The 23,836-nt window shown below is 59.5% G+C and carries 21 protein-coding genes; 8 read left to right on the top strand and 13 right to left on the bottom strand.

What is annotated here, in order from left to right; all coding sequences use genetic code 11:
• Window positions 1-102: 102 nt before the first annotated feature.
• Genes AMM33_RS09410 through AMM33_RS09380 form a run of 7 tightly spaced genes read left to right on the top strand, consistent with a single transcriptional unit; the run spans window position 103 to window position 10,562 of the window.
• Window positions 103-1,956 (top strand): hypothetical protein, encoded by a 1,854-nt coding sequence (locus tag AMM33_RS09410; RefSeq protein WP_090140693.1) that lies wholly within the window; start codon window positions 103-105, stop codon window positions 1,954-1,956.
• The gene (locus AMM33_RS09405) at window positions 1,953-2,723 is read left to right on the top strand and encodes a DUF3780 domain-containing protein (protein WP_090140690.1); all 771 of its coding nucleotides are present in this window, start codon (window positions 1,953-1,955) and stop codon (window positions 2,721-2,723) included. The genes AMM33_RS09410 and AMM33_RS09405 overlap by 4 nt, the downstream gene beginning before the upstream one ends.
• Window positions 2,720-5,767 (top strand): anti-phage-associated DUF1156 domain-containing protein, encoded by a 3,048-nt coding sequence (locus AMM33_RS09400; protein WP_090140688.1) that lies wholly within the window; start codon window positions 2,720-2,722, stop codon window positions 5,765-5,767. Before AMM33_RS09405 ends, AMM33_RS09400 begins: the two co-directional genes overlap by 4 nt.
• A gap of 9 nt (window positions 5,768-5,776) precedes the next feature.
• On the top strand, window positions 5,777-6,712 hold the full coding sequence (locus tag AMM33_RS09395) for a GIY-YIG nuclease family protein (protein WP_090140686.1): 936 nt from the start codon (window positions 5,777-5,779) through the stop codon (window positions 6,710-6,712).
• Entirely contained in the window at window positions 6,709-9,450 is a 2,742-nt protein-coding gene (locus tag AMM33_RS09390) for a phospholipase D-like domain-containing anti-phage protein (RefSeq protein WP_090140684.1), read from the top strand. The genes AMM33_RS09395 and AMM33_RS09390 overlap by 4 nt, the downstream gene beginning before the upstream one ends.
• A 31-nt stretch (window positions 9,451-9,481) precedes the next feature.
• Window positions 9,482-10,036 carry a hypothetical protein gene (locus AMM33_RS09385; protein ID WP_090140683.1) on the top strand — a complete coding sequence of 185 codons (555 nt, stop codon included), beginning with the start codon at window positions 9,482-9,484 and terminating at the stop codon, window positions 10,034-10,036.
• Window positions 10,037-10,073: 37 nt separating this feature from the next.
• Entirely contained in the window at window positions 10,074-10,562 is a 489-nt protein-coding gene (locus tag AMM33_RS09380) for a hypothetical protein (RefSeq protein WP_194945357.1), read from the top strand.
• 27 nt (window positions 10,563-10,589) lie between these two features.
• Here AMM33_RS09380 and AMM33_RS09375 read toward each other — a convergent pair whose 3' ends face one another.
• The 5 genes from AMM33_RS09375 to AMM33_RS09355 form a co-directional block, all read right to left on the bottom strand.
• The gene (locus AMM33_RS09375; protein WP_090140678.1) at window positions 10,590-11,297 is read right to left on the bottom strand and encodes a hypothetical protein; all 708 of its coding nucleotides are present in this window, start codon (window positions 11,295-11,297) and stop codon (window positions 10,590-10,592) included.
• Between the two features lie 41 nt (window positions 11,298-11,338).
• Window positions 11,339-11,581, bottom strand: a complete 243-nt coding sequence (locus AMM33_RS09370; RefSeq protein ID WP_090140676.1) for a hypothetical protein — start codon at window positions 11,579-11,581, stop codon at window positions 11,339-11,341.
• Entirely contained in the window at window positions 11,578-12,672 is a 1,095-nt protein-coding gene (locus AMM33_RS09365) for a PDDEXK nuclease domain-containing protein (protein ID WP_090140674.1), read from the bottom strand. Before AMM33_RS09365 ends, AMM33_RS09370 begins: the two co-directional genes overlap by 4 nt.
• A gap of 125 nt (window positions 12,673-12,797) precedes the next feature.
• A complete protein-coding gene (locus tag AMM33_RS09360; RefSeq protein WP_090140671.1) occupies window positions 12,798-13,766 on the bottom strand; it encodes a helix-turn-helix transcriptional regulator in 969 nt (322 codons plus the stop codon).
• Window positions 13,767-13,953: 187 nt separating this feature from the next.
• Window positions 13,954-16,092: an AAA family ATPase gene (locus tag AMM33_RS09355; protein WP_090140669.1), complete on the bottom strand. Its 2,139-nt coding sequence runs from the start codon at window positions 16,090-16,092 to the stop codon at window positions 13,954-13,956.
• A gap of 181 nt (window positions 16,093-16,273) precedes the next feature.
• Between AMM33_RS09355 and AMM33_RS09350 the strand changes: the two genes are divergently transcribed.
• The gene (locus tag AMM33_RS09350) at window positions 16,274-17,047 is read left to right on the top strand and encodes a YecA/YgfB family protein (RefSeq protein WP_090140667.1); all 774 of its coding nucleotides are present in this window, start codon (window positions 16,274-16,276) and stop codon (window positions 17,045-17,047) included.
• A gap of 232 nt (window positions 17,048-17,279) precedes the next feature.
• Here AMM33_RS09350 and ccmI read toward each other — a convergent pair whose 3' ends face one another.
• The 8 genes from ccmI to ccmC form a co-directional block, all read right to left on the bottom strand.
• Entirely contained in the window at window positions 17,280-18,641 is a 1,362-nt protein-coding gene (gene ccmI / locus AMM33_RS09345; protein WP_090140665.1) for a c-type cytochrome biogenesis protein CcmI, read from the bottom strand.
• Window positions 18,641-19,240 carry a cytochrome c-type biogenesis protein gene (locus tag AMM33_RS09340; protein WP_228768045.1) on the bottom strand — a complete coding sequence of 200 codons (600 nt, stop codon included), beginning with the start codon at window positions 19,238-19,240 and terminating at the stop codon, window positions 18,641-18,643. Before AMM33_RS09340 ends, ccmI begins: the two co-directional genes overlap by 1 nt.
• A gap of 100 nt (window positions 19,241-19,340) precedes the next feature.
• Complete coding sequence (locus AMM33_RS09335) at window positions 19,341-19,955, bottom strand: redoxin family protein (RefSeq protein WP_228768044.1); 615 nt, start codon at window positions 19,953-19,955, stop codon at window positions 19,341-19,343.
• Window positions 19,952-22,006, bottom strand: a complete 2,055-nt coding sequence (locus tag AMM33_RS09330; protein ID WP_090140663.1) for a heme lyase CcmF/NrfE family subunit — start codon at window positions 22,004-22,006, stop codon at window positions 19,952-19,954. The genes AMM33_RS09335 and AMM33_RS09330 overlap by 4 nt, the downstream gene beginning before the upstream one ends.
• Window positions 21,996-22,298 carry a hypothetical protein gene (locus tag AMM33_RS09325; protein WP_194945356.1) on the bottom strand — a complete coding sequence of 101 codons (303 nt, stop codon included), beginning with the start codon at window positions 22,296-22,298 and terminating at the stop codon, window positions 21,996-21,998. Before AMM33_RS09325 ends, AMM33_RS09330 begins: the two co-directional genes overlap by 11 nt.
• A gap of 65 nt (window positions 22,299-22,363) precedes the next feature.
• A complete protein-coding gene (gene ccmE / locus AMM33_RS09320) occupies window positions 22,364-22,810 on the bottom strand; it encodes a cytochrome c maturation protein CcmE (protein ID WP_090140658.1) in 447 nt (148 codons plus the stop codon).
• Window positions 22,807-23,061, bottom strand: a complete 255-nt coding sequence (gene ccmD, locus AMM33_RS09315; RefSeq protein ID WP_090140655.1) for a heme exporter protein CcmD — start codon at window positions 23,059-23,061, stop codon at window positions 22,807-22,809. Before ccmD ends, ccmE begins: the two co-directional genes overlap by 4 nt.
• Complete coding sequence (gene ccmC / locus AMM33_RS09310) at window positions 23,058-23,825, bottom strand: heme ABC transporter permease CcmC (RefSeq protein WP_090140653.1); 768 nt, start codon at window positions 23,823-23,825, stop codon at window positions 23,058-23,060. Before ccmC ends, ccmD begins: the two co-directional genes overlap by 4 nt.
• Window positions 23,826-23,836: the final 11 nt, after the last annotated feature.

Below are 23,836 nucleotides of genomic sequence, written 5' to 3'. Positions count from 1 at the left end.
GACATCTACGGCACCGACGGCAGCGCCCATGCCCAAATCATCGATGCCAACACGGGCAACGACGCCGCCACCCAAGTCGCCAACCTGCTGCTGATCTCCAGCATGTCCACCGCGCTCAACCCGGTCAAAGGCCTCACCAAATCCGAAACGCTGGAATGCCTGGCTGCCCCCAACGTGGACCTGAGCTTTTTTGAAGCCGCGCTGGAAGACCTGCAAAAGTCGGCCTGGTACATGCACAAAACGGGTGAAGGCCGCATCTACTTCGACAAGCTCGAAAACCTCACCAAGATGCTGGCGGGCTTGGCCGAACGTGCACCCGACCCCAAAGTCAACGAGCTGATCGCCAACCGCTTGACTCAGATGTACGAGCCTCGGCGCAAATCGGCCTACAGCAAAGTGCTGGCCCTGCCCAAGATCGACGAAATCCAAGCTGCCGTGGCCACGCACCGCGTACTCGCCATCGTGCCGCCCAACTCCAACCTGCCGCCCGAAGAAATCGGCAACATCTTCAGCGACGGCATCACCCGCCGCAACAACCTGCTGGTGCTCTCGGGCGAGCGCTCGTTTGAAATGGGCAAACTCCAAGAATCTGCCCGCATGGTCTACGCCGCCGAGCAAGCCATTGCCCAGCGCAAGATCGAACCCACAGGCCCGCAGTGGGCAGACTTTCAGGAGCTGCAAAAACAGTTCGAGCTGAGCTTCACAGGCGTCATCAAAACCCTGTTTGACAAACTGCTCTTCCCATTTCAAGTGGGCCAAGGCAAACCCATGCTGCAGGCCAAAAACCTGGAGCAGGCCGAAAACTCCAGCGACGGCGAAGCCCGCGTTGAACTCACCCTGACCAAAGACCCCGTCAAGCTCTACCTCGACTGGCAAGATGCGACCAAATTCAACGCCGTGCGCAGCCGCATCGAGCGCCTGTTTGGCCAGCAAGACGAAGCCTCCTGGGCCGACATCAAGGACAAAGCGCAGACCGATTGCTCCATGTACTTTTTGCCTGCGGGTGATCTGGAGCGCATCAAAACCCGTGCCTGCACCGAAGGCAAATGGGAAGACCTGGGCAACGGCCATGTGACCAAAAAACCCAAGCCCAAGCAAGCCAGCGTGCAAGTCAGCCCCGTGGGCCGCATGGACGACCAAGGCGTCACCACCTTGTCGGTCAGCGTGTTGAACGCCAAAGCCGCCACCACCCGCATCCACTACGCCGAAGACGGCGAAGTCTCCGACGCCAGCCCGCGCCTGACCGACGACACACTCAAAACCAGCGCGTTGCGCGTGGCCTTCTTGGCCATAGACAGCTCTGGCCAGTGCCCATCAGCCCCGCCCTACATCTGGACCAATAAGCTGAACATCCAGTGGCACTTGTCGGAACCCGTGCAAGGCCAGCGCACCGTCACCCTCAAGGCGCTGCCACGCACCGACGCGCTGCGCTACACCCTCAACGGTGTGGAGCCACGCAACGGCACCGACTACAGCGCCCCCTTCCAGGTCGGTGCCGAAGGCTGCAAGCTGCTGGTGTTTGCGCAGGCCGACAACATCGAAGCCAAAGGTGACTTCACCATCCCCAAACTGCACACGGGCACTGGCACCGACACCACAGAGACAGACACCCTGCCGCTCACGCAGCCCGTGGCCTGGCCCACCCAAAACAACGCCCAATTCAACGCCCGCGACAAGGTGTTCGCCGCGCTCGACAAAGCCAAAGAGCGAAACATCGTCTTCACCGAGGTGGAACTGCGCATCAGCGAAGGCAACGCGTTTGGCCAGTTCGCCATCGCGGGCCAAGACCTCAGCGCCGAGCAAGTCACGCAGGCGCTGCAAAACCTGGTGCAAAACTTCCAGCCCACCACCGCCATAACCATGGGCTTCCGGGCGCAATTCCAAAGCGGCCAAGACCTCAAAGACTTTGCCCAGGCCTTTGACTTCAACTACACCGGGCAGTGCAGAGCCATATGAACACCCCCACCAGCAGCACCCACAGTGCCGGCCTGCAAGCCCCGGCCCCCTTAGGGCGAAAAATCCTCACGGTGCGCAAAGTGGCCAAAACCCAGCCAACACCGACCACCACAACAGTGGCAGCCCCCAAGGCTGCGACCACCACGGCACAAGCCAGCCAAGGTGAACCTGCTGCCAACAAAATCGCCACCCCGCGCAAAACCACCGTGGCCCCCACCATCAAGCTCACAGGCTTTGGGGCCAGCGCCGCCTTTGGTGCGCATGTGTTCAAGTTGGACCTGCCCGCAGGCAATGCGGGTGATGTGGTCCTGACCGAAGAATTTGGCTACCTGGCGGGCCTGAACGGCATGCCCGAGCGCGAAACCCGCGCCTGCTTTCCCCGCAGACACTGGAAGCCCTTGGGTGAAGCTGCGCTCAAAGACTTCAACGCGCGATTGCGTGAACGCAAGGCCAGTATTGGCAAATGGAACATCGGCGAAACCCTGCTCGACCGCATGTTGGGCAAAGAGTTGTGCGTGTTGCTATGGGCTGCCGAACACGCGCATCCAGAACAACTTGATGCCATCTGCCTGCGGTGGACTACGCTGCGCCCCGAAGAACGCTGGTGGTTGTACGCCATGACCGCCGCCCAAGGCGGCCAGGCGCAAGACGGCGAACGCGGCTGGCGCAAAGCCTTGTTCCACGCCCTCTCCGACATCGGCATGAGCGGCCAGCGCCAGCTCATGGACACGCCGCAAACCTTCAGTCTTTTTGACACGCCACGATGAACACCCAAGCCAGCCCAACGCCAGCCGCGCACAACGTCACCCCCTTCAGCCTGCAACACGCCCCCGCCCTGATCGAACAGCTGCTGCCCGTGCAGCGCTTGTCCATCGACGTGTACAAAGAGCGCATGGCCGGATCGGGCCAAACGCTGACCGCGTTGGGCTCTTACTGGAAAGGCCGCAAACCCCTGGTACTCAACCGTGCCTGCGTGCTGGGTGCCCTGTTGCCCGCCACCGACAACCCCAAAGCCGACCTCGAAATTTTCGAGCTGCTCATGGCCATGGACGACACCAGCTTGTCTAAACGCAATGGCCTGCCCAAGCCCAAAGACATCGTGGCGCAACTGGACATCGACGATGTCTGGCAATGGTTCACCACCAACCCCGAAGAGGCCCGCAGCGGCCTACCCACATCAGCGCCCTTTGATCTGGACGATTACGAATACGAAAACGACAAAGGCAAGACCGTCCCCATCCGCTTGAGGTGGCGCAATGACCTCACCGAAGACCAAAAACACGCCCTGGCAGTCCAGCTGTTGCCCCAGCAGCCTTACCGCCAAACCGCCAGCAACGTCCTGCGGGCCGAAGAAATCGCCGACACCGTGCACACCCACATTTGGCCCCACGTGAACGCTCACTTGGGCACACAGGCCAGCAACTTCCCCGAGTTGGTGGAGCAGCTGGGCATCATGCGTTTTGGCCGCCGTCCCAAGGTGGGAGACACCTTTTCGGGGTCTGGCCAAATCCCTTTTGAAGCCGCCCGCCTGGGCTGCGACGTGTACGCCTCCGACCTCAACCCCGTGGCCTGCATGCTCACCTGGGGTGCCTTCAACATCGTGGGGGCCAGCCCAGAAAAGCGTCTGCAAATCGAAGCCGGGCAAAAGGCCCTGGTCAAAAAAGTCAAAGAAGAGATCGACGCCCTGGGCATCGAGACCGATGGCGCACCAAAAGGCAAAGGCTGGCGTGGCAAGGTGTACCTGTATTGCCTGGAAGTCACCTGCCCCGAGACGGGCTGGAAGGTGCCCGTGCTGCCCACCTTGGTGGTGAGCAAGGGCAAACGCGTGGTGGCCAAGTTGGTGCCCGACGCTGCCCACAAGCGTTACAAGATTGAGCTGACCAGCAACGCCAGCGATAAACAAATGAAAGCCGCCGAGAAAGGCAGCTACCAAGATCAGTGCGTGGTGCACACCGTCGATGGTGTGGAGCACCGCACCAAAATCAGCACAATCCGGGGCGACTACAGCGAAGTGGTGGACGGTGTGCGCGTCAACAAAAACCGCCTTCGCCAGTGGAGCGTGTCAGACGTGGTGTTCCGCGACAACGACATCTTCAACGAGCGTCTGTACGCCGTGCAATGGATCAAGGACGACGGCAGCAGCCGCCCCGAAACCGAATTCCGCAGCGTGACCCCCGAAGACGAAGCCCGCGAGGCCAAGGTCACAAATTACATACAAAAGCACCTAGCCGAGTGGCAAGCCAAGGGCTGGCTGCCGGACATGCGGATTGAAAAGGGGGATGAAACCGAACGGCTCTATCGGGAACGCGGTTGGACGCATTGGCACCATTTGTTCAATCCAAGGCAGTTGTTGCTTGCAAGCTTAATCAATGCAAACAGTACTGCAATTGAAAAAATCAGCATGGCTAAGAGCCTCAATCAAAACTCAAGACTAAGCCGATGGGATAACGGTAGCGGCGGTGGTGGCTGCGTGCAAGCGGTTTTTGACAACCAAGCACTCAACACGCTTCTAAATTACGGAACACGCTCAAGCACATACACACTGAATAGTCTTGCAAGCAAAACAGCAAATTTTCCTACTCTATCGGAACATTTCATCAAACCACTGCCAGCAGCCAATATTGACTTCAATGCCGATATTTTTGTAACTGATCCGCCATACGGTGACGCTGTTAAATATGAAGAAATCTTAGAGTTTTTCATTGCATGGCTTAGAAAAAATGCACATCCTGAATTTGCCAATTGGGTGTGGGACAGCCGGCGCAGCATGGCCATCAAAGGCGAAGACCATGATTTCAAAATCAGCATGGTGGACGCTTACAAACGCATGGCCGAGTGCATGCCCGACAACGGCTTGCAGATCATCATGTTCACGCACCAGTCCGAGTCGATCTGGGCCGACATGGCCAACATCGTCTGGGCCAGTGGCCTGCAGGTCACGGCCGCTTGGTACGTGGTGACCGAAACCGACAGCGCCCTGCGTGATGGCCAGTACGTGAAAGGCACCATCTTGCTGGTTCTGCGCAAGCGAACCCAGGCGCAGGACACCGCCCGCGACGAACTGGCCTACGAGCTGGCCGACGAGGTGAAGAACCAGGTGGCTTTGCTAACTGGCCTGAGCAAGGACGTGAAAGACCTCTACCACGACGAAAACCTGTTTGAAGATGCCGACCTGCAAATGGCCGGCTACGCCGCCGCGCTGCGCGTGCTCACCCGCTACCAGACCATCGACGGCAACGACATGCCCAGCGAAGCCCTGCGCCCCCGCATCAAGGGCCAGAAAACCATGGTCGATGACCTCATCGAGTTTGCGGTGGACATCGCCAACGGCTACCTGCTGCCCGAGGGCATGAACGCCCGGGTGTGGGAAGCCTGCACAGGCATCGAACGCTTCTACCTCAAGATGCTCGACATGGAAGCCAAGGGCCTGCATGTGCTGTCCAACTACGACAACTTTGCCAAGGCCTTCAAGGTGCGCCAGCGCGACGAAGTCATGGGCGAAGTGCGTGCCAACAAAGCCAGCCTGAAAAGCGCTGCCCAACTGGGCCAGCGCGGTATGAACGCCACCGACGAGTTTGGCCCCACCGTATTGCGCAGCGTGCTGTATGCCGTGCACCTGCTGCAAGCAGGCAAGGTGGAACCGACAGACGTGTTGCACCAGCTGCGCGATCTGGTGCCCCGCTTCTACCCCGAGCGCGACCGCATGGTGGCCATGGCCGACTACATCAGCCAAAAAACCGCCGCCCTGCGCCCCGAAGAAAGCAGCAACGCCCGCGTGCTGCGCGATTTGATCCGTCAAGAAGGTACTTAAAGGAAAACCATGAGCAGCCCATTTACAACAAAACTCTTTGCACCTTCTGGTTCGTCGGATGGTGTCATCGTGGCTTCACGCGACGATTGGACAGGTCGCGCCATCATCTTCCCGCGTGAACTGGTGGGTGAAGTCAAAGGTCGCAAGGAATACTCGGAACCTGCCGTTTACCTGCTGGTCAGCGCCCGCAAGATGTACATCGGCGAGGGCGACCCTGTGGGTGCACGGATTGATAGCCATGTGGCCAACAAAGATTTTTGGCGCCGTGGCTTGATCTTTACGGCTGAAGGTCGGCGTCTGAACAAGGCGCACATTCAGCATCTCGAAAGCCGCCTGGTCAGCTTGGCCAAAGAAGCGGGCCGTGTTGAGTTGATGAACGGCAACCAGCCCAAGCCACCTGTGCTTTCTGAAGAGGAACTGGCATTTTGTGAAAACTTCTTGCAGCAAATGTTGCTGACTCTGCCGCTCCTCGGCTTTTGGCAATTCAGAAATGAATTGGAAGTGGATGAGGATGAAGAGGAGGCAGCAGCAATTCAAGAGGAAAAAGCGCTGGCCGAGGCATCTGTTGGTAAACGTGCTCAGCTTTATGCCAGCTTGCCACAGGGAATTCAATTCAACTTGAACACTAAAGGGATTAAGGCCAAGCTGGTTACCACCGAAAACGGTGTCACCGTCTTGAAAGACAGTCAAGCCGTGAATGACATCACTGCCAGTTTTGAGCTGCACAACCCAAACTACGCTGCGCTTAGAAAGCAGCTGCAGGATGCTGAAATCCTTGTTGTGATAAATGGTCAATTGACTTTTTCGCAAGACCAATTTTTCTCGTCTGGTTCGGCCGCCGCTGCCATCGTGCGTGGCGGTGCCAGCAGCTCAGACTGGTGGAAAGCGGATGTCGGCAGTAAAACCCTTGGCGATTACATCCGGGAAGTCAAAGATAAACCGTGACTTCCATTCAGCGCTTTTCTTCGTTGCGCCAGCCTCTGGGCAAGGTGTTTCTTGCCGATCGCTTGCAAGGTGCCAAGTCCTACAAGCGCATCGCGGGTTATTTCCGCTCGTCTATCTTGGAGTTGGTGGGCGAGCAGATTGAAAACATCCCCGACGTGCGCATCGTCTGCAACAGCGAACTGGACCCGCAGGATGTGCTGGTCTCGCAAGCGGCCCGCGACGTGGCCCTGAAAGAACGCTGGAACCAGGAGCCGGTTGAAGGCGAGGCGTTCTTTCACGCCGAAAAGTACAGGCGCCTGTACGCCTTGCTGACCAATGGCCGGGTGCAGATTCGGGTGGTCCCAAAAGACAAGGTGTTTTTGCATGGCAAGGCGGGCGTGATCACCCTGGCAGACGGCAGCCGCACCAGCTTTTTGGGCAGCATCAACGAGAGCAAGTCGGCTTTTTCCAGCAACTACGAAATCCTTTGGGAAGACACCTCGCCCGCTGGGTGCGACTGGGTGGACGAGGAGTTTGAGCTGCTGTGGAAAGAAAGCATTCCGCTGCCCGATGTGATCATTCAGGAGATTGGCCGCATTGCCGAGCGGCAGGTGGTGACGGTGGCGCAGGTGCCTGCCGCCGATGTGCCCGCTGCGGCCATGGTGGAGTCGCCCATTTACCGGGGCGGCGAGCAGTTGCAACCATGGCAGCGTTCGTTTGTGTCCACGTTTTTGCAGCACCGCGAGATCTACGGCAAAGCCCGCTTGCTGATCGCCGACGAAGTGGGTCTGGGCAAAACCCTGTCGATGGCGACGGCGGCGCTGGTGGCCTCGCTGTTGGGCGATGGCCCTGTGCTGATTTTGTGCCCAGCCACATTGACCCTGCAGTGGCAAACCGAACTGAAAGACCGCTTGGGCATTCCGAGCGCGGTGTGGGTGAGCAACCAAAAGCTTTGGCTGGACCCAGAAGGCCGCAAGATCATGACGCGGGGAGCAGAAGACATTGCCCGTTGCCCGTATCAGGTGGCGATCGTGTCCACGGGTTTGATCGTGCACCAGTCGCCCGAAGCCCAGGTGCTCAAAAAACTGCGGCTGGGCACTTTGATACTGGACGAGAGCCACAAGGCCCGGCGCAAAGGGCAGCTGGGTGCACAGACGCCGCCGCCCAACAACTTGCTGGCCTTCATGCTGGAGATGGCACGCAATGCCCAGCATGTGATTTTGGGCACGGCCACGCCGATCCAGACGCAAGTGAGTGAGCTGTGGGATTTGCTGGCCATCCTGAACCAAGGTGCCGACCATGTGATGGGCCGCGACTCGGCTTCGCGCTGGCGCTTTTGCGATGAGACGCACCCATTTGTGACTGGCGAAGCCAAGCCAGCGGATGAGTTTCTGGCTTGGGATTTGTTGCGTGCGCCCTTACCCGCCAAAGACACGCCCATGATGGACGCGGCTTGCAACCAACTGGTGCGCAGCGTGCGCAACGAACTGAACCTGGCCGACAAAAAGTTTCTTGTGACCGAATCGGTGACCAGCCTCGGGCCATTCACCCGCCGGGATGTGCAGCGCACTACGCAGACGGATTTTTTCAGGCGCAACAACCCCTTTGTGCGGCATGTGGTTCTGCGCAAACGCCGTTCGCTGGAAGACTTGAACCTGCTGGACCGAATAGCAGTGAATGTGCACCCGGACCCGCAGTTACCGCTGGGCAGCTACAGAGGCGTGACCTTTGAGGGCAAGGGCTTGATGACCAACGCCCCCTTTCGTGTGGCCTACAAAGAGGCCGAGCACTTCATTGAGCTGCTGAGCCAGCGGGCACGCGGTGCGCAGTTGCTGCGCTCGGTGTTTTTGCAGCGCATTTGCTCGTCCTTCATGTCGGGCCTGATGACGGTGGAGCGCATGCTGGAGCGGCGCGTGGATGACACCGCCGACGATGAGCAGGCCGAGAAGCTGGAGCTGGGCGTGCTGCAAACCTTGACGGACGACGAAGTGGAGTGCCTGGAAGCGATCCGCGATGAGCTGGCCCGCAAAGCGCTGGTGGACCCAAAGCTGAACGCCGTGCGCTGGTTTTTGAGCCAGTACGAAAGCGATGGCAAACCCTGGCACGAGCTGGGTTGCATCATTTTTTCGCAGTATTACGACACGGCGCACTGGGTGGCGAGTGAGCTGACCAAGGACTTTCCGGACAAGGTGGTGGCGCTTTACGCCGGTGCCGATCGCAGCGGCATGTTCCGAAACGGTGTGTTTGAAAGCTTCAAGCGCGAAGAAATCAAAAAGCGGGTGAAAAGCCGCGAAGTGCAACTGGTGGTGGCCACCGACGCAGCCTGCGAGGGCTTGAATTTGCAAACGCTGGGCACGCTGATCAACATCGACCTGCCGTGGAACCCTTCTCGCCTGGAGCAACGTCTGGGCCGCATCAAGCGCTTTGGCCAGGCCCGCACCAGCGTGGACATGCTGAACCTGACCTACCACGAGACTCGGGACGAGGACGTTTACAACACCTTGTCAGAGCGGATGCAAGACACCTACGACATCTTCGGCGGGCTGCCCGATTGCATTGATGACGACTGGATCGAAGACATCACCGCCTTCCAAACCATGGCGCAAACCCACCTGCACATGCGGGACTTAACCGGCAACATTTTTGACGAGACCTGGGGCCGAACTGTGACCGACGCCACCCCAGTTTGGGATCAATGCACGAGAGTGCTCTCGCGCAAGGACATTGAGTTGGTGATGGCTAAACCTTGGCGAGGGTGAGCGCGTGGACTGATTTCATAAGGAGGAATCAATGGCGGTTTTGGTTGAAGGTATTTCGGTCATCGTGCGTATCGATGCGATAGACACTTTGCTCCACGGCGGGTGGGATCATTTTTTAACACTTGTGCCCAATGACACGCTGTGCCATGACGATCATTTGGCACGGGTCGGATTCATGGCTTCCGCTGATGTAGAGCGATTTGTCATTGAACTGCAGTCTTGCGGATTGAAGTTCATTGACGCGGGCAAAGCTGTGCACATGGTTGTCGTCGATCAACACCAGGGGACTACGGTGCCAGCCAACTGGCTGCAATTTGCGCGATTCAAATTGGAATCCCCGCCAGTTTTGGTTTCCACTTGTTGGCTGGTGACTCCGAATCTTTTCTCCAACAAGCCTCCACACAATCTGTTTGTGGATGTTGTGACGCCCGACAACTGGGAATACGCCAGTTCGCTTTCCTCCAGCTCTAATTTCATCCCAAATCAACAGATTTCTGAAAATCTGACTTTTGTTCGGCATGAGAACGGCAATGACTTTTACATAGATCAACGTACTGGCCATGAAGTCGTGATCTCCAGGTCTTGAGCGCCCAAATAATGCACTAATAACTTATCAATACAAAATGACAAATAATATTAAATGGGATAAATTAAGAGAACTTCAAAATAAGAGCAAGCATGGAATTGATCCAGCTTTAGATGCACGCTTAACCTTGGATCAATCGAGCGCGCAATACTGGGACCACGGGGGTGATTGGTGGGCAAATAGAATTCACATGGCCGATCAATGGATCGACATCATTGATACAAGAATAATTCAGTTAAATAAACGTGAACTTGGCCAAGTTATTCCAATTTGGCAACATGATAAAAACAAAGCCTCCCACACAAACCGAAAGCAATCAATTTCATTAGACAGCTGGCTTGTCAAGTACACCAATAAAGTCAAGGGACTACAAATAAAATGGAAGAGTTTTAAAAAGACAATTTTGTTTTCAGAAACATCTCAAGATAAAATAAATCAAGGCAAAAAAGAATTTTTAATCATATACAAGCAAAGCCTTGATTTAATTTATGGCCCCGAAAACCAATTTGAAAAACACATTTTTTAATAGTACTCGGGGGCCAAAATAAGCGGTTTACTCCCACCGCTTACGCAGTGTGCCAATTCGTGCGTCCGACCTAAGCGGCTGCTTGTCTGGGCCACAAAGTTGAACCGAGCCTTCTGGTAGGCCAAAGATGGTTTCAATCGTTTGCCGTATAGTGCCCACTGAAGCCGTCTTTCTGGCCGCACGCATGCGCAAAGGTCGTGTCACTTTTTGTATTTCAGCGATATCCCCTTCGTCTTCTAAGTCTGCATGATATTCGTCATCGGCTTGGAGGTCATCAGCTGTTTCAACCTCTTGATTATTTTCCGCTGAGCCTAGTGACTCCAATTCATTAATGGCCATCCAGACGCCATCCCCCTCATATTTCCAAATATCATCTTGTTCAAGGTGGATCATTTTTTTGGAATGACTTGCAGGAATAAATTCGCCAAGCCGAACTTGCACATCTTGTATTTTTCTAAAGTGTGCAAATAGTACATCCAATGCATTAATCGGACCTGCCACCCCAATAAACAACGAATTGCAACAATCCCCAAAATTAATGCTGACGGACTCTCTCAAATAGACAGTAATTTGTTTTTTCGTAGTTCTTTTGAACTTCAATGCTTCACAAATTTCATCCAGGTAAAAGTTTTTTCCAGCTTTTTCCAGGCTGTCCAAATTTACTTCGACTGTTGGGAACATACCATTGCCTTGCACAAATGACAATTCGTTTTCCATTTTGGTTTTTTTATCCATACTTTCTCCTTTTATAGGTTAATAAATGCTTCAAGGCGATGTCAAGCGTCCATCGGAACTTTTTCGACGTGTTGAATTTGCCCACCAAAGCTGTTGATCCGCAGCGTATGCACCACGGCGGCGGTGATGTGGTTGCCGTCGTCGTCGTAGCGGGCCCCGTCAAAGTCGGGGCGCGCGAAGGTGAGCGTGCTGGCCTTGGCGCTGTGGTCGCGGTACAGAGCCATGACGCGGTGTTGTTGGCGCTCTTCTTTGGCCTTGGTTTGCTTATCTTGGTTGAGGTTCATGGTTCCACCTCGTTCAAATCACCGTCATTCACATCCAACGCCAAACCATCACGCCCCGTCCAGCCTTGCAGACGTGCAGCAATTTGCTCAGGGCTGGGCAGGTCGGACTGGTAGCTGGCGGGCAGTTGCGGGGTGACGGTGTAGGTGGCAATGCCCAGTGCATGGCTGGCTGTGCGCAGGGCGTACTCGACCATGGTTTTGGTTTTGCTGCGGCAAATGACGATGCCAATCGGCGGGTTTTCACCTTCCAAGCGGTGTTGTTGGTCCAGCGTGTCCAAATAGAACTCGATCTGGCCTTTGTGCTCGGGTTTGAAATCGCCAATCTTCAACTCAATGGCCACCAGGCAACGCAAGCGACGGTGAAACAGCAGCAGGTCAACGAAATAGTCTTTGCCATCCACCTCCAGCCGGTACTGGTTGCCCACAAAGGTGAACGCGCCCCCCATTTCAATCAAAAAGCCGCGCAGGTTGCGCACCAGGGCTTGCTCCAGCTCGCGCTCGGAGTGCTGTTCGGACAGACCTACAAAATCAAAGGTGTAGTGGTCTTTGACGGCCAGCATCGCCTGGGCCTTGATGCTGTCGGGCACAAGCGCGTCAAAGTTGGTCTGCCCCAGCAGGTATTGGCGGTAACTGTGGTTGTCCAATTGGTGCTGCACCACACTTTTGGACCAGCCGAAACGGGCGGTGGCCCGCAGGTAAAACTCGCGCTCCAGGTCGTCTTTGCAGCGGGCCATGATGAGCAAGTTTTTAGACCAGCTGATTTCTCTAACCAGTGGTTGGAGTTTTGGCTTGTCACGGTATTCGTTGTAAAACTGGCGCATGAACCACAGGTTTGGGGCTGAAAACCCGTTGCGCCCCGGGAACTCTGCTTGCAGGTCTCTTGCCAGGTTTTCGACCACGGCCTTGCCCCAGCCGAGTGCGTTTTGTCTTTGGCTGATGTTTTCGCCCAGCCACCAGTAGAGCGCCAACAGTTCGTTGTTGACAGCTCGCAGGGCCTGGAGCTGCCGCTGGCGTATCTGGGTTTTGACTTCTATCAGGAAGTCGGTGTAGCCATTTGGAGCCAGTGAAGCCGTTTTCTGCTCAACACTCATTCCTCACCCCCCTCGGTTTTTTGGATCTGTCTTTTCAAGAGACCGGACAACTGTCGTGGCTGAGGTGGAGGCTTCGATGTGCGCCCCCACGGCTTGCGAGTGGTCGTGCATGGCTTCGGCCTCGGTCATGCGCCCGCCGGAGTTTTTTGCATGTTCTGGATCTGCCCACCAAAGCTGTTGATCCAGCGGTTGAGCAGCAGCGTTTGCACCACGGTGGCGGTGACTTCGTAATGGGTGTCTTTGTCCACCACGGTTTGGTCGGCCGACAGGGGTGACTCCAGCAGGTGCAGGCCGGGGCGTTTTTCGATCTGAAAGCTCAGACGCACCTTTTGGCCGTCGCCCACGCCAAAGCGACCGTCGGCGTCGTAGCGGGCCAGGTCGAAGTCGGGGCGCTCGAAGGTGAGCGTGCTGGCCTTGGCGCTGTGGATGCGGTGCAGGGCCATGCTGCGTTCGTTGTCGTAGCCCTCAAAGCGGCACACCAAATAGATGCGCGGGCCTTGCTGGGCCAGGCCCAAGGGCATGACGCGGTGTTGTTTGCGCTCTTCTTTGGCGTTGGTGTAGTCCAGCTCCAGCCATTGGTTGTTGTAGAGGGCTTGGCTGGTTTGTTCCAGTACGCCTTCGGCAATTTGGGGCGGCAGCAGGGGCTGGGTTTCGCTGACGACGCGCACTTTTTGGAGCCACTGTTTTTCGAGGGTGGCGTTTTGGTGCGGGGCGAGGTTGGCACGGGCTTGTTCAAAAAATCCGTTCATCGATTGCATGACGCTGGGCGGCAGCAGGGGGCGCAGATGTTGCTCGGCCAGCGTGAGCATGAGAGATTCTTGTTTGCTGAGGGCGGGCAGCATGAAGCCGGCAGCTTTGCTTTTCCATTCGTAGCCGAAGGGGATGCTGCGCTCGTCGCGGTCGATGTCGAATGCCTCGCTCAGGGTTTTGAGCAGGCGCTGGATGCTGCGTTCGTCGCGCTCAAAGCCTTCGGCGGCCAGGGCTTCGCGCAGTTCGCGGCTGTTGACTTTGCGCCCACGCGGGATGCGCCGCAGCAAAGCCAGGGCCAGCAGCGTGGTCTCCATGGTTTTGGGTTTGGTCTTGGGGCTGGTCATGGTGGGCGGGCGGTTAAAAAAGCAGTGACAAAGTATCACTTGCAAATGTGTACTTCCTGGGGATGGATATCCCTTATTTGATGCAATTTGGACTTTTTTATGGGCGGGAGTGGGGCGTGTGCCACGCCCTTTCGCCCACGGGCTGGGCTCCTACGAGGAGGGGGACCCGTGGGGGAATGGGCGCGGCTCAGGCGATGAAGCCGATGCTGCGGGTTTGTGCGCCGGGTTTGAGGGCGCACTCTTCGGCCAGGGCTTGCACCATGTGGCTGGCGCTTTGGATGGGGCGCAGGCGGCTTTGGCGCACCACGGCAGCGTAGTCTCCGGGGGTGAGTTGGCCCAGCGAGGCCAGGGCCTGGCGGTCTTGGGGCGTGGGTTCGCCCAGGCCCATGTGTTGGCAGTGGCGCTGCAGCAGTTGCAGGGCTTGCGGGGTTTTGAGGTAGTCAAACTTGAGCTTGAGGTCAAAACGGCGCAGCGCGGCGCTGTCGAGCCCGGCCATCAGGTTGGTGGACGCGATGAACACGCCGCCAAAGCTTTCCATTTGTGTGAGCATTTCGTTGACTTGGCTGACTTCCCAGCTGCGCTGGGCGCCTTCGCGGTTTTGCAAGAAGGTGTCGACCTCGTCAATCAGCAGCAAAGCGTCGGCTTCTTCGGCCTGGGCGAAGGCTTTGGCCAGATTTTTTTCGGTCTCGCCCACCCACATGCTGATGAGGTCAGAGGCGCGTTTGACGTGCAGGGGTTTGCCCAGTTCTAGAGCCAGCCAACGGCCGTAGGCGGTTTTGCCTGTGCCGGGCGGGCCGTACAGGCAGATGCGCCCGGTTTGGTGTTGGCGCATTTGGGCGGCCATGGCCAGAAGGTCGGTGTCGGTGTTAACGAAGGCGGGGTCGTACACCTCGGGCAGGCTGTTGGGGTTGTGGCGGGCCAGTGTGGGGTGGCTTTGTGCTTGCAGGGTTTGGTTGATGAGCAGTTCCAGGGCGGGGGTGACCTGACCATCGGGCAGTTGCGTGGCGATGCTTTGGATGACGCGGCTGGTGCGCGTGACCACAGCAGGGGCCAGGGCTTCGGATTGGGCGATGCGCTTGACGGCGGCTTCGCTCAACAGGCCACCACTGGCGCTGCGGATGATGCGTTCGCGCTGGGTCTGTGGGGGCACGGGCATTTCCAGCACCACGTCGAAGCGGCGAATGAAGGCGGCGTCCATGCCCATGAGCGAGTTGCCGATCCAGACAGTGGGCAGTTGGTTGGTTTCGAGTAGGCGGTTGATCCAGCCTTTGGTTCGGCCGGGGGAGCGCTTGAACATGTCGCTGAGCTTGGTGTCTGTCTCATCGGGGCTGTTGAAGGCATCTTCGATTTCGTCAAACATGACGAGCGCTTGACGCCGCGCAAACAGGCTGTGCGTGGCGCTGAGGGCTTTGATGCGTTTGCGCCCCGAGATGGGTTCCTCGTCTTCGTCTTCGGTGGTGACTTCAAACAGCTCGCAGCCCAGGTCTTTGGCCAGCAGTTTGACCAGCTGGGTTTTGCCTGTGCCGGGCGGGCCGTACAGCAGCACGTTCACGCCGCGCTGGCCTTGGTCCAGCGCCTGGCGCAGGTAGGGGCGCAGCACCTGCAGGGCTTTGGCGCAGTGGACGTAGTCGTCAAAGTCCAGGTGGCCGGGGCCGCTGGGCACGATCATGTCCTTGAGCCAGTCGGTGGGCTGCATCTCGGACTCGATCAGGCGGTGAGGCAGTTTGTTGCAGAGCAGGTCAAATTTGCAGTCCAGCGAGCGGCCGGACCGCATGTCCACCGTGACCAGGCCCGTCTTGGCGAGCAAGCCGTCGCTGCGCAGGGCCTGACGAATGTCTTCAGAGCTTTGACCCAGAATGACGCCCAAGGCGTGCGCCAAGCTCGGGGTGTCGAGGTTTTTAACGTGTTCGCAGGCTTGGTTCAAATGCTGGTTGCCGCGCATGAGGAGGACAAACTCCAGCACGCGGCACTCGACATCCGACAGGCCAACCAGCGCGGCGATGCGGGCCACGTTGCTCGCCAAGGTGGTCGGCACTTGAATCTGATGGACGCGGCGCTCGGCCTGCGCCAGCATGCGGGTCAGGGTGAGGCGGGTTGGCGTGGGTTTTGGGGCTTCGTCCTCTTGCTCTTCGGTCAAGGTGTCGAGCAGCCCAAGCCAACGGGCCAGCTCTTTTTCGTCGAAGCCGTAAGGCGTGATGAAGGTGCGGTGCCCCTTGAGCGTGACCAAGAGGCGCAAGACCCACAGCCGCGCGATGCTGAAATCTGCGTCGTAGTGGTCGGTTGTGCTGGCGTGGGTGGGGGTGTTGAGGCGTGTTTGGGTTGACATGTTTTCCTCCTTGTTGTGAAGAAAAGATTGTCCGGATCAGAGCGACAAATGGTGTCGTGGTGGCGCTCCAGTCAGGGCAATTTGAGGCTCTCAAGCTGAATCCTGCGCGCTTCGACACTGGCCCTATGTCGGGGCTGAAGCCACCCACCTACAATCTCGGCCTGCAAAACAGGAACACCCCATGAACACGACCGCTGGCTTGGAAGCCGAAGACTTTGACACCCTGGACAACATCCTGGACGACCTGCGCGAGCGTTTTGAAGAGACGCCGCAGTGGGAATTTTGTGAGGGCTTCATGGCCGCGCTGGTGTGCTGCCGCCGCGCCATTCCCGACAGCGAGTGGCTGCCCATGCTGCTGGGCGTGGATGAGGACGAAGAAGGTGGCAGCTTTGCCGACGACGCCCAGCGCCAGCAGTTCATGGCTTTGTGGCAGCGCCGCTTTGACGAAATCAAGCTGGCTCTGGACACCCCTGTGGAAGCGCTGGACGACGACAAAGCCTATGCCCCCGAAGTGATGGACGTGCGCGGTGCGATTGCATCGCTGCCCCCCGAAGAGCGCGAAGAAATTGAAGACAGCGAGATCCCCTCGTTTGCGCAGGTGTGGGCCTTGGGCTTCATGTTCGCGGTAGAGAACTGGCCCGACGAGTGGGCCACGCCCAAAGACAAAGACGCCGCCAAGTGGCACGACTTGTCGCTCGAAGCCATCGTGGCCTTGACCGAAGACGACACCGATGAGCCCACCTTGTCGGCCCTGGCCGAAGACGGTCCACCCAGCGTGAGCGAAGAGCGCCTGAACGCCTTTGGCGAGGCGCTGTGGGCGGTGTACGACCTGCGCGAGATCTGGCGCAACATCGGTCCGCGTGTGGCGCAAGTCATCAAAGCCGCCACGCCCGGCCGCAACGATGCATGTTCTTGCGGCAGCGGCAAAAAATACAAAAAGTGCTGCGGGGCCTGATCACCCAAGGGGTGGGCTCGACATCCGCCGACTATTGATCAGGCACGCTGAAGTTTGAAATGTGCGAGGAGTGTCATCTCGTAGGTCGGTACTCGCAGAGTCCGACATGAGGGGTTTCGCCGATCGGCCCATGTCGGGGTCTTCGACCGCCGACCTACAACATCTTGAGCCTTGAAAACTTCACAGGGCCGAATCAATAGGCGGGCGTTTGTGTTCTAAATCCGAGCCCGTTTCAGCGCCCGGTGATGTGCAGCACCACGCCTTGCACGCCGGTCTTCACGCCCGGCAGTTCCACCTGAAAATCACCCGCTTGCTTTTGCGCCGAACCGGTTTTGGAAATGCGGGCCACCAAGCGCACTTGCGCCAGCGATGACAAGACCGGCGGTGCGCCCATGCCCATGCTGTCGCTCAATGCAAAGCGCACCGGCCACGATGTGGGCGTGCCGCGCCAGATGGCCACGGGGCGGCGCGAGCCCTCTTCGGCCAGGGCGTAAACAAACAGGGTCGAACCTGCCGCGATTTGGCTTTGCACCTCGGGCGAGACACGGACCTCGCCCTGAATCAGGGGCTTGGCGTCGCCCGCCGGCGTCGCCGCCGACAAGGGCCCGGCCCCCGCTGCTGCGGTTGCTCTAGGTGCCGCCGCCATCGCGGCCACCATCTCGGCCGCTTTCGCCAGCGCCTGCTGCAGGCCTTGGCCCGCCTCACTGTCAGCAGGCACCAAAGCCAAGGCACGCTTCCAGTAGTCTTGCGCTGCGGCGTGCCGTTTTTCAGACAAGGCTGCGCTGCCCGCGAGCACCAGCGCATTCAGGTGCTGGGGCTGATCGCGCAGCACGTCTTGAATCCACTGCCAAGGCTCTCCGGCGTAGACGCCGCCTGCACTCAAGGCTTTCATCTGCGCCCGCTCGATCCACAGATCGGGCTCGGGCGACAAGGCCAGCACACGCGCCAGGGCCTGCTCGGCCGGGGCATGGGCGTTTTGGGCGGCGTGCAACCGCGCCAAGGTCAACCAAGCCTGGGCATCCTTGGGCCGCTCTTGCGTGGCTTGTTGCCACACGCGGGTTTGCGCGGCCAATTGCTCGGGCGTGGTGGCGCTGATCTTGACCTGCTGGCTCAAGGGCACAGGCCACCAGCTTTGCGGTGCGCCCAGCTGCCAATAGCTCAGGCCACTGAGCAAGACCAAGGCCCCCACCAGCCAGGCCCACCGCACCTTTTCCAGACCCTCAGCCCTTGCCTGATCACGCCTGGCGCCGCCAGCCTTTGCGTGCACCACGGGTGTTTTCTCATCGGGCTGCGCCAGCGCCGCATCCTCCAGCACAAGGCGCATCAACTCGTCACGGGCCGCTGCATGTTGTTGGGCATTCAAACGGCCTTCGGCCAGGGCGCGGTTCAGGTCGGCCAGGTGCTGCTGGTGAATGCGGCGGTTGGTGCGGGATTGAACATCGACGCCCAAGCCTTGGGCTGACGCAGCAGCCAAGGGCTCATCCGGCAGGGCTGACGCATGATTTTTCAGGCCACGCTTCAAGACCCCCGCCGCCAGCGCCCCCAAGGCCAGCAGCACCCACAACAAACCCAGCCAAGGCGGCAAAAAGGACATCAGGACTCCAGCAATTGGCGGGCGCGCTCGCGCTCGCGGTCGGTCAAAGGCGCGAGCGCGGCAGTCGTGCGGCGCATCAGGCGCAGCGCCAGGGCCAACGCGCCCAACAACAATACAAAAGGACCGAACCACAACAGCCAGGTCACAGGTTTGACCTCGGGCTTGTAAAGCACAAAGTCACCGTAACGGCTGACCAGAAAGTTGCGGATGTCGGCATCGCTTTGGCCCTGCTCGATCAGGCTGCGCAGCTCGCGGCGCAAGTCCAGTGCCAGCTCGGCATTCGACGAAGCCAGGGATTCGTTTTGGCACACCAGGCAACGCAACTCGGCCGCGATGTGGTCCCAGCGCGCCTGCACAGCGGCCGACATGGGCGCATCGGTTTGGAGTGCGGCTGCGGCCTGAACCGCTGGCAATGCAGCGGGTGCCGAGCCCGACACGGCTTGCGCAAAGGGGCTTGCTTGAACGGCTGTTGAGGGACTTTGAATGGCGTTGACCGGCAAGTTGGGCGAGGCCACCGCCGCCCCCGTGACCAGGACAGCCATACCGATCGGAACCCAGGCCCACACCAAGGCGCGCAGTGCCATGTGAGTGTCAGTCATGCCACCGTCCTTGTCCCTGTAGGAGCCCACCCCGTGGGCGATGGGCGTGGAACACGCCCATCGCCCACGGGGTGGGCTCCTACCAAAAATGTCGCGCGCATCAGTTCACCCCCCGCAGCAAGGGCAGCAGTTTTTGCTGCACCACATCGGGCGTCAAAGCCCCTGCGTGCTTGAAGCGCACCACACCTTCGCGGTCAATCAAATAGGTTTCGGGCAAGCCGTACACGCCAAAATCCATGCCCACCCGGCCGTCCATGTCCAGCAGGTTCACGCCAAAAGCCTGGCCGTGTTTTTGCAACCAGGCCTGGCTGCGGGCCGTGGCTTTTTGCACCGATTCGGCGCTCAGCGGGTCTTGGCCCGGCAGCTCAGAAGCCTGCAGTTCTTTGTAGTTGATGCCCACCATCTTCAGGCCGGGCTGGCGGGCCAGCGCCATCAAAATCGGGTGCTCTTCTTTGCAGCCCGCGCACCAGGTGGCCCACAGGTTGACCAGGGTGCGCTGCCCCTTGAACTGCGCCGCGTTGAACACGCCCGGCCCGCCCACCACCGGCAATTCAAAAGCCGGTGCGGGCCGCCCAATGAGTGGCGAGGGGATCTCTTGCGGGTTGCGCGTGAGGCCCACCGCCAAAAACACCACCATGCCCAAAAACAGCGCCAGCGGCACAAACACCCAACGCGGCATGCGGCGGCTTGGGGCCTTGGCAGACAGCGCGCTCATGACACAGCACCTTTGACCACAGACACAGGCGCTGCAACTCGCACACCAGACGCACCCATGCCCATGTCAGCCTGAGCGCCAGGCGCACGCGCTGCCGATGGCACCTGCCGATAGCGCCGATCAAACGCCGCCAAGCCACCGCCCAGCACCATGAACACCGCACCCAGCCAGATCCACGACACAAAAGGCTTGTGGTAGACCCGGAAACTCCACTGCGGCGGCTCGCCCGCCAAGGGCTCACCCAAAGACACATAGCGGTCACGCCACAGGTTGCGGTCAATCGCCGCCTCGGTCATGGGCATGGCGCTCGACACATAGCGGCGTTTTTCAGGCTGCAGGGTGCCCACCTGGCGCTCGTCGCCAGGCTCGCCTTCAAACATCTTCATCTGGGCACGCAAGGCGAGGTAGTTGGGCCCCAGGTGCTGGTCCACGCTGAGCAGTTGGTAACGCACACCGGCCACTGTGACCGAGTCGCCCAAGCCCAGACGCACATCGCGCTCGACCTGAAAGGACTTCACGCCCGTGATGCCCAGCACCAGCACCGCCACGCCCCAGTGCGCGACCTGCATGCCCCACCAGGCCAATCCCGGCGATCCGGGCAGGCGCAGGCGCTGCACGATTTGCCAAGCGCCCGACAGCACGATCCAGCCGCCCAGCGTGCAGCCCATCACCGTGAGCCAGCCGCCAGCCGTGGTCGTGCTGCCCTCCCCCATGGGTGCCCCGCCCCAAGTGGCCCAAGCACTGGCCAGCAAAAGCGCCAAAGCCCCTGGAACCAGCACCGAGCGCACCGCCGCCCAGCGTGCCACATGCCAGGGCACCACCGTGCCCGGCACCATGGCCAGGAGCAGCGGCACCATCAGGGGTACGAACACGCGGTCGAAATACGGCGGGCCCACCGAGAGCTTGCCCAAGTTGAGAGCGTCGATGATCAATGGGTACAAAGTGCCCAGCAGCACCGCCGCCATGGCCACCACCAACAGCACGCTGTTGAGCAGCAAAAACGATTCGCGGGAACCGGCCACCGGCTGCGATGCATTGGCCCAGTGCGGCGCGCGCCAGGCAAACAAGGCCAACGACACACCCACCACCACGACCAAAAACAGCAAGATGAACACGCCCCGCCCCGGGTCGGTCGCAAAGGCGTGCACCGAAGTCAGCACGCCCGAGCGAACCAGGAAAGTGCCCAGCAAACTGAGTGAAAACGCGCCAATGGCCAGCAGCACCGTCCAGGCCTTGAACTGCCCGCGCTTGTCGGTGACCATGAGCGAATGGATGAGCGCCGTGGCCACCAACCAGGGCATGAGCGAGGCGTTTTCCACCGGGTCCCAAAACCACCAGCCGCCCCAGCCCAATTCGTAATACGCCCACCACGAACCCAAAGCGATGCCCAGCGTCAAAAAGCCCCAAGCCGCCACCGTCCAGGGCCGCGCCCAACGCGCCCAGGCGGCATCGAGCCGCCCTGACAGCAGCGCCGCCATGGCAAAAGCAAAGGCCACCGACAAACCCACATAGCCCATGTAGAGCATGGGCGGGTGGATCACCAAACCCGGGTCTTGCAACAAAGGCGTCAAATCACGGCCCTCGGATGGAGCCGGAAACTGCCGTGCAAACGGGTTGGACAACGTGAGGATGAAGGCCAAAAAACCCACCGACACTGCGCCCATCACGCCCAGCACCTGCGCCACCAGGGCCTGCGGTAAACGTTTTGAAAACGTGGCCACCGCCAACGACCACAGCGCCAGCATCAAGACCCACAAGAGCAGCGAGCCTTCGTGCCCAGCCCAGATGGCGGACAAACGGTAGGGCGTGGGCAGCAAGGTGTTGGAGTGGTGGGCCACGTACTTGACGCTGAAATCGTGCACATAAAACGCATGCCACAAAGCGCCAAAGGCCAGCACGATCAGCGCCAATTGCAAGACCGCCAAAGGCCTTGCCAGCGCTTGCCAGCCCGCACGCCGCGCCGACAAGCTGCCCCACAACGGCAGCACCGCCTGCGCCAAGGCGACCCAGGCCGCCATGATCAAGGCCAAATGGCCAGCTTCAGGCCACATAGACAGCTCCGATCCATTCGTTCTCGCGACCGTGCCCATTTGTCGTTGGCACCTCAGGCATGCCACGGCACTGGTCCTTGTAGGAGCTCACCCTGTGGGCGAAGGTTTGCAGGGCGTGTGCCACGCCCAATCGCCCACAGGGGTGGGCTCCTACAGGAAGAGGGTTCAAGGCAGCTTCGGACAGATCGTCAACCGTCCTGGTGTAGGAGCCCACCCCGTGGGCGAGGGTTTGCAGGGCGTGTGCCACGCCCAATCGCCCACAGGGGTGGGCTCCTACAGGAAGAGAGTTCAAGGCAGCTTCGGAAAGATCGTCAACCGTCCTAGTGTAGGAGCCCACCCCGTGGGCGATGGTTTGCTTCATCGCACCACCGCCGCGCCCATGCGGGCTTTGGCCGCCTCGTCCAGCGCGTGCTGGGCTTCGGGCGGCATGTAGTTTTCGTCGTGCTTGGCCAGCACCTCGCTGGCCACAAACAGGCTGCCTGCGTCCAGGCGGCCTTGCGCCACCACGCCCTTGCCCTCTTTGAACAAATCGGGCAGCAGGCCCACATAGCGCACCGGCACCTCGCGCTGCGTGTCGGTCACCACAAAGGCCACCGCCATGCCGTCGCGCTGGATGCTGCCTTCCTTGACCAAACCGCCGACACGAAAGTGCCCCTCTTTGGGCGCTTCGCCCGCTGCCACTTGCGTGGGCGTGAAGAAAAAAACCAGGTTGCTCTGGAAGGCATTGAGCACAAAAAACAGCGCACCACACACGAGCAGCAAGCCCAATGAAATGCCAAATAGTCGCTGATGGCGGCTTTTCATGACGCAGCTCCTGGGGTGAAATGAACGGGGCGCGATGGCCGGGCTGGGCTGGCCTGTAAAGCGCCTGGGGTTTCGGTATCCAGGGCTTGGGCGTCCATGGCCTCGCACACCGCGTCCAGCGCTTGTCGCCTGCCCACGCGTGCGAGCAGCACTTCCAAAGCCAGCAAAGCCGCACTCACGCCCATGCTGCCCCACACGAAAACGCCATAGCCGCCCATGGCCCAAAACTCGGCAGCGCTTGTCCACATCATGCGGCACCTCTCAATGCGCTTTGCGCGCGGTGCGCCAACACTTCGGGCAGTTGATGCACCCAAGCGGCGTGGCTGTCGCGCACCAAAATCAAACTGCGCACGCGCCACAAAGCGATGGCCGCCGCGTAGAGCCACACCGCCAAGCTCATGAGCAGCATGCCGGTCAGCATGATGCTGGCCATGCGCGGCGACTGGGTGAAGGACACCGAGGCGCCTTGGTGCAAGGTGTTCCACCACTTGACCGAAAAATAAATGATGGGCACGTTGACCGCCCCCACCACCGCCACCAAGGCGCCGGCCCGGTCCGAGCGGCGCGGGTCTTCGATGGCCGAGGTCAAGGCGATGTAGCCCAAATACAAAAACAGCAAGATCAGCATTGAGGTCAAGCGCGCATCCCACACCCAATAAGTGCCCCACATCGGCTTGCCCCACAAGGCCCCGGTCCACAGCGACAAAAACGCCAGCAAAGCCCCGGTGGGCGCAAGCGCACGGGTCATCAGACCCGACAAACGTGTGTTGAACACCAGGCCCAGCACGCTCCAGAACGCCATGGCCAGGTAAATGATCATGGCCATCCACGACACGGGCACATGGATGTAAATGATGCGGTAGGCCTGGCCCTGCTGCGCGTCAGACGGCGCGACCATGAAGCCCACCCACAAACCCGCCAGCGCCAGCACCGTGGCCAGCAGCGCCAGCCAAGGCCAGATGCGCCCGGCCAAGGGGTAAAAGTGCTGCGGCGCGGCGTAGTGAAAGAGCTTCATGGTCCGTTCCT

It is taken from the genome of Limnohabitans sp. DM1 (assembly GCF_001269385.1).
Classification (GTDB): Bacteria; Pseudomonadota; Gammaproteobacteria; order Burkholderiales; family Burkholderiaceae_C; genus Limnohabitans_A.
This window is presented reverse-complemented; position numbering and strand designations above follow the sequence as displayed.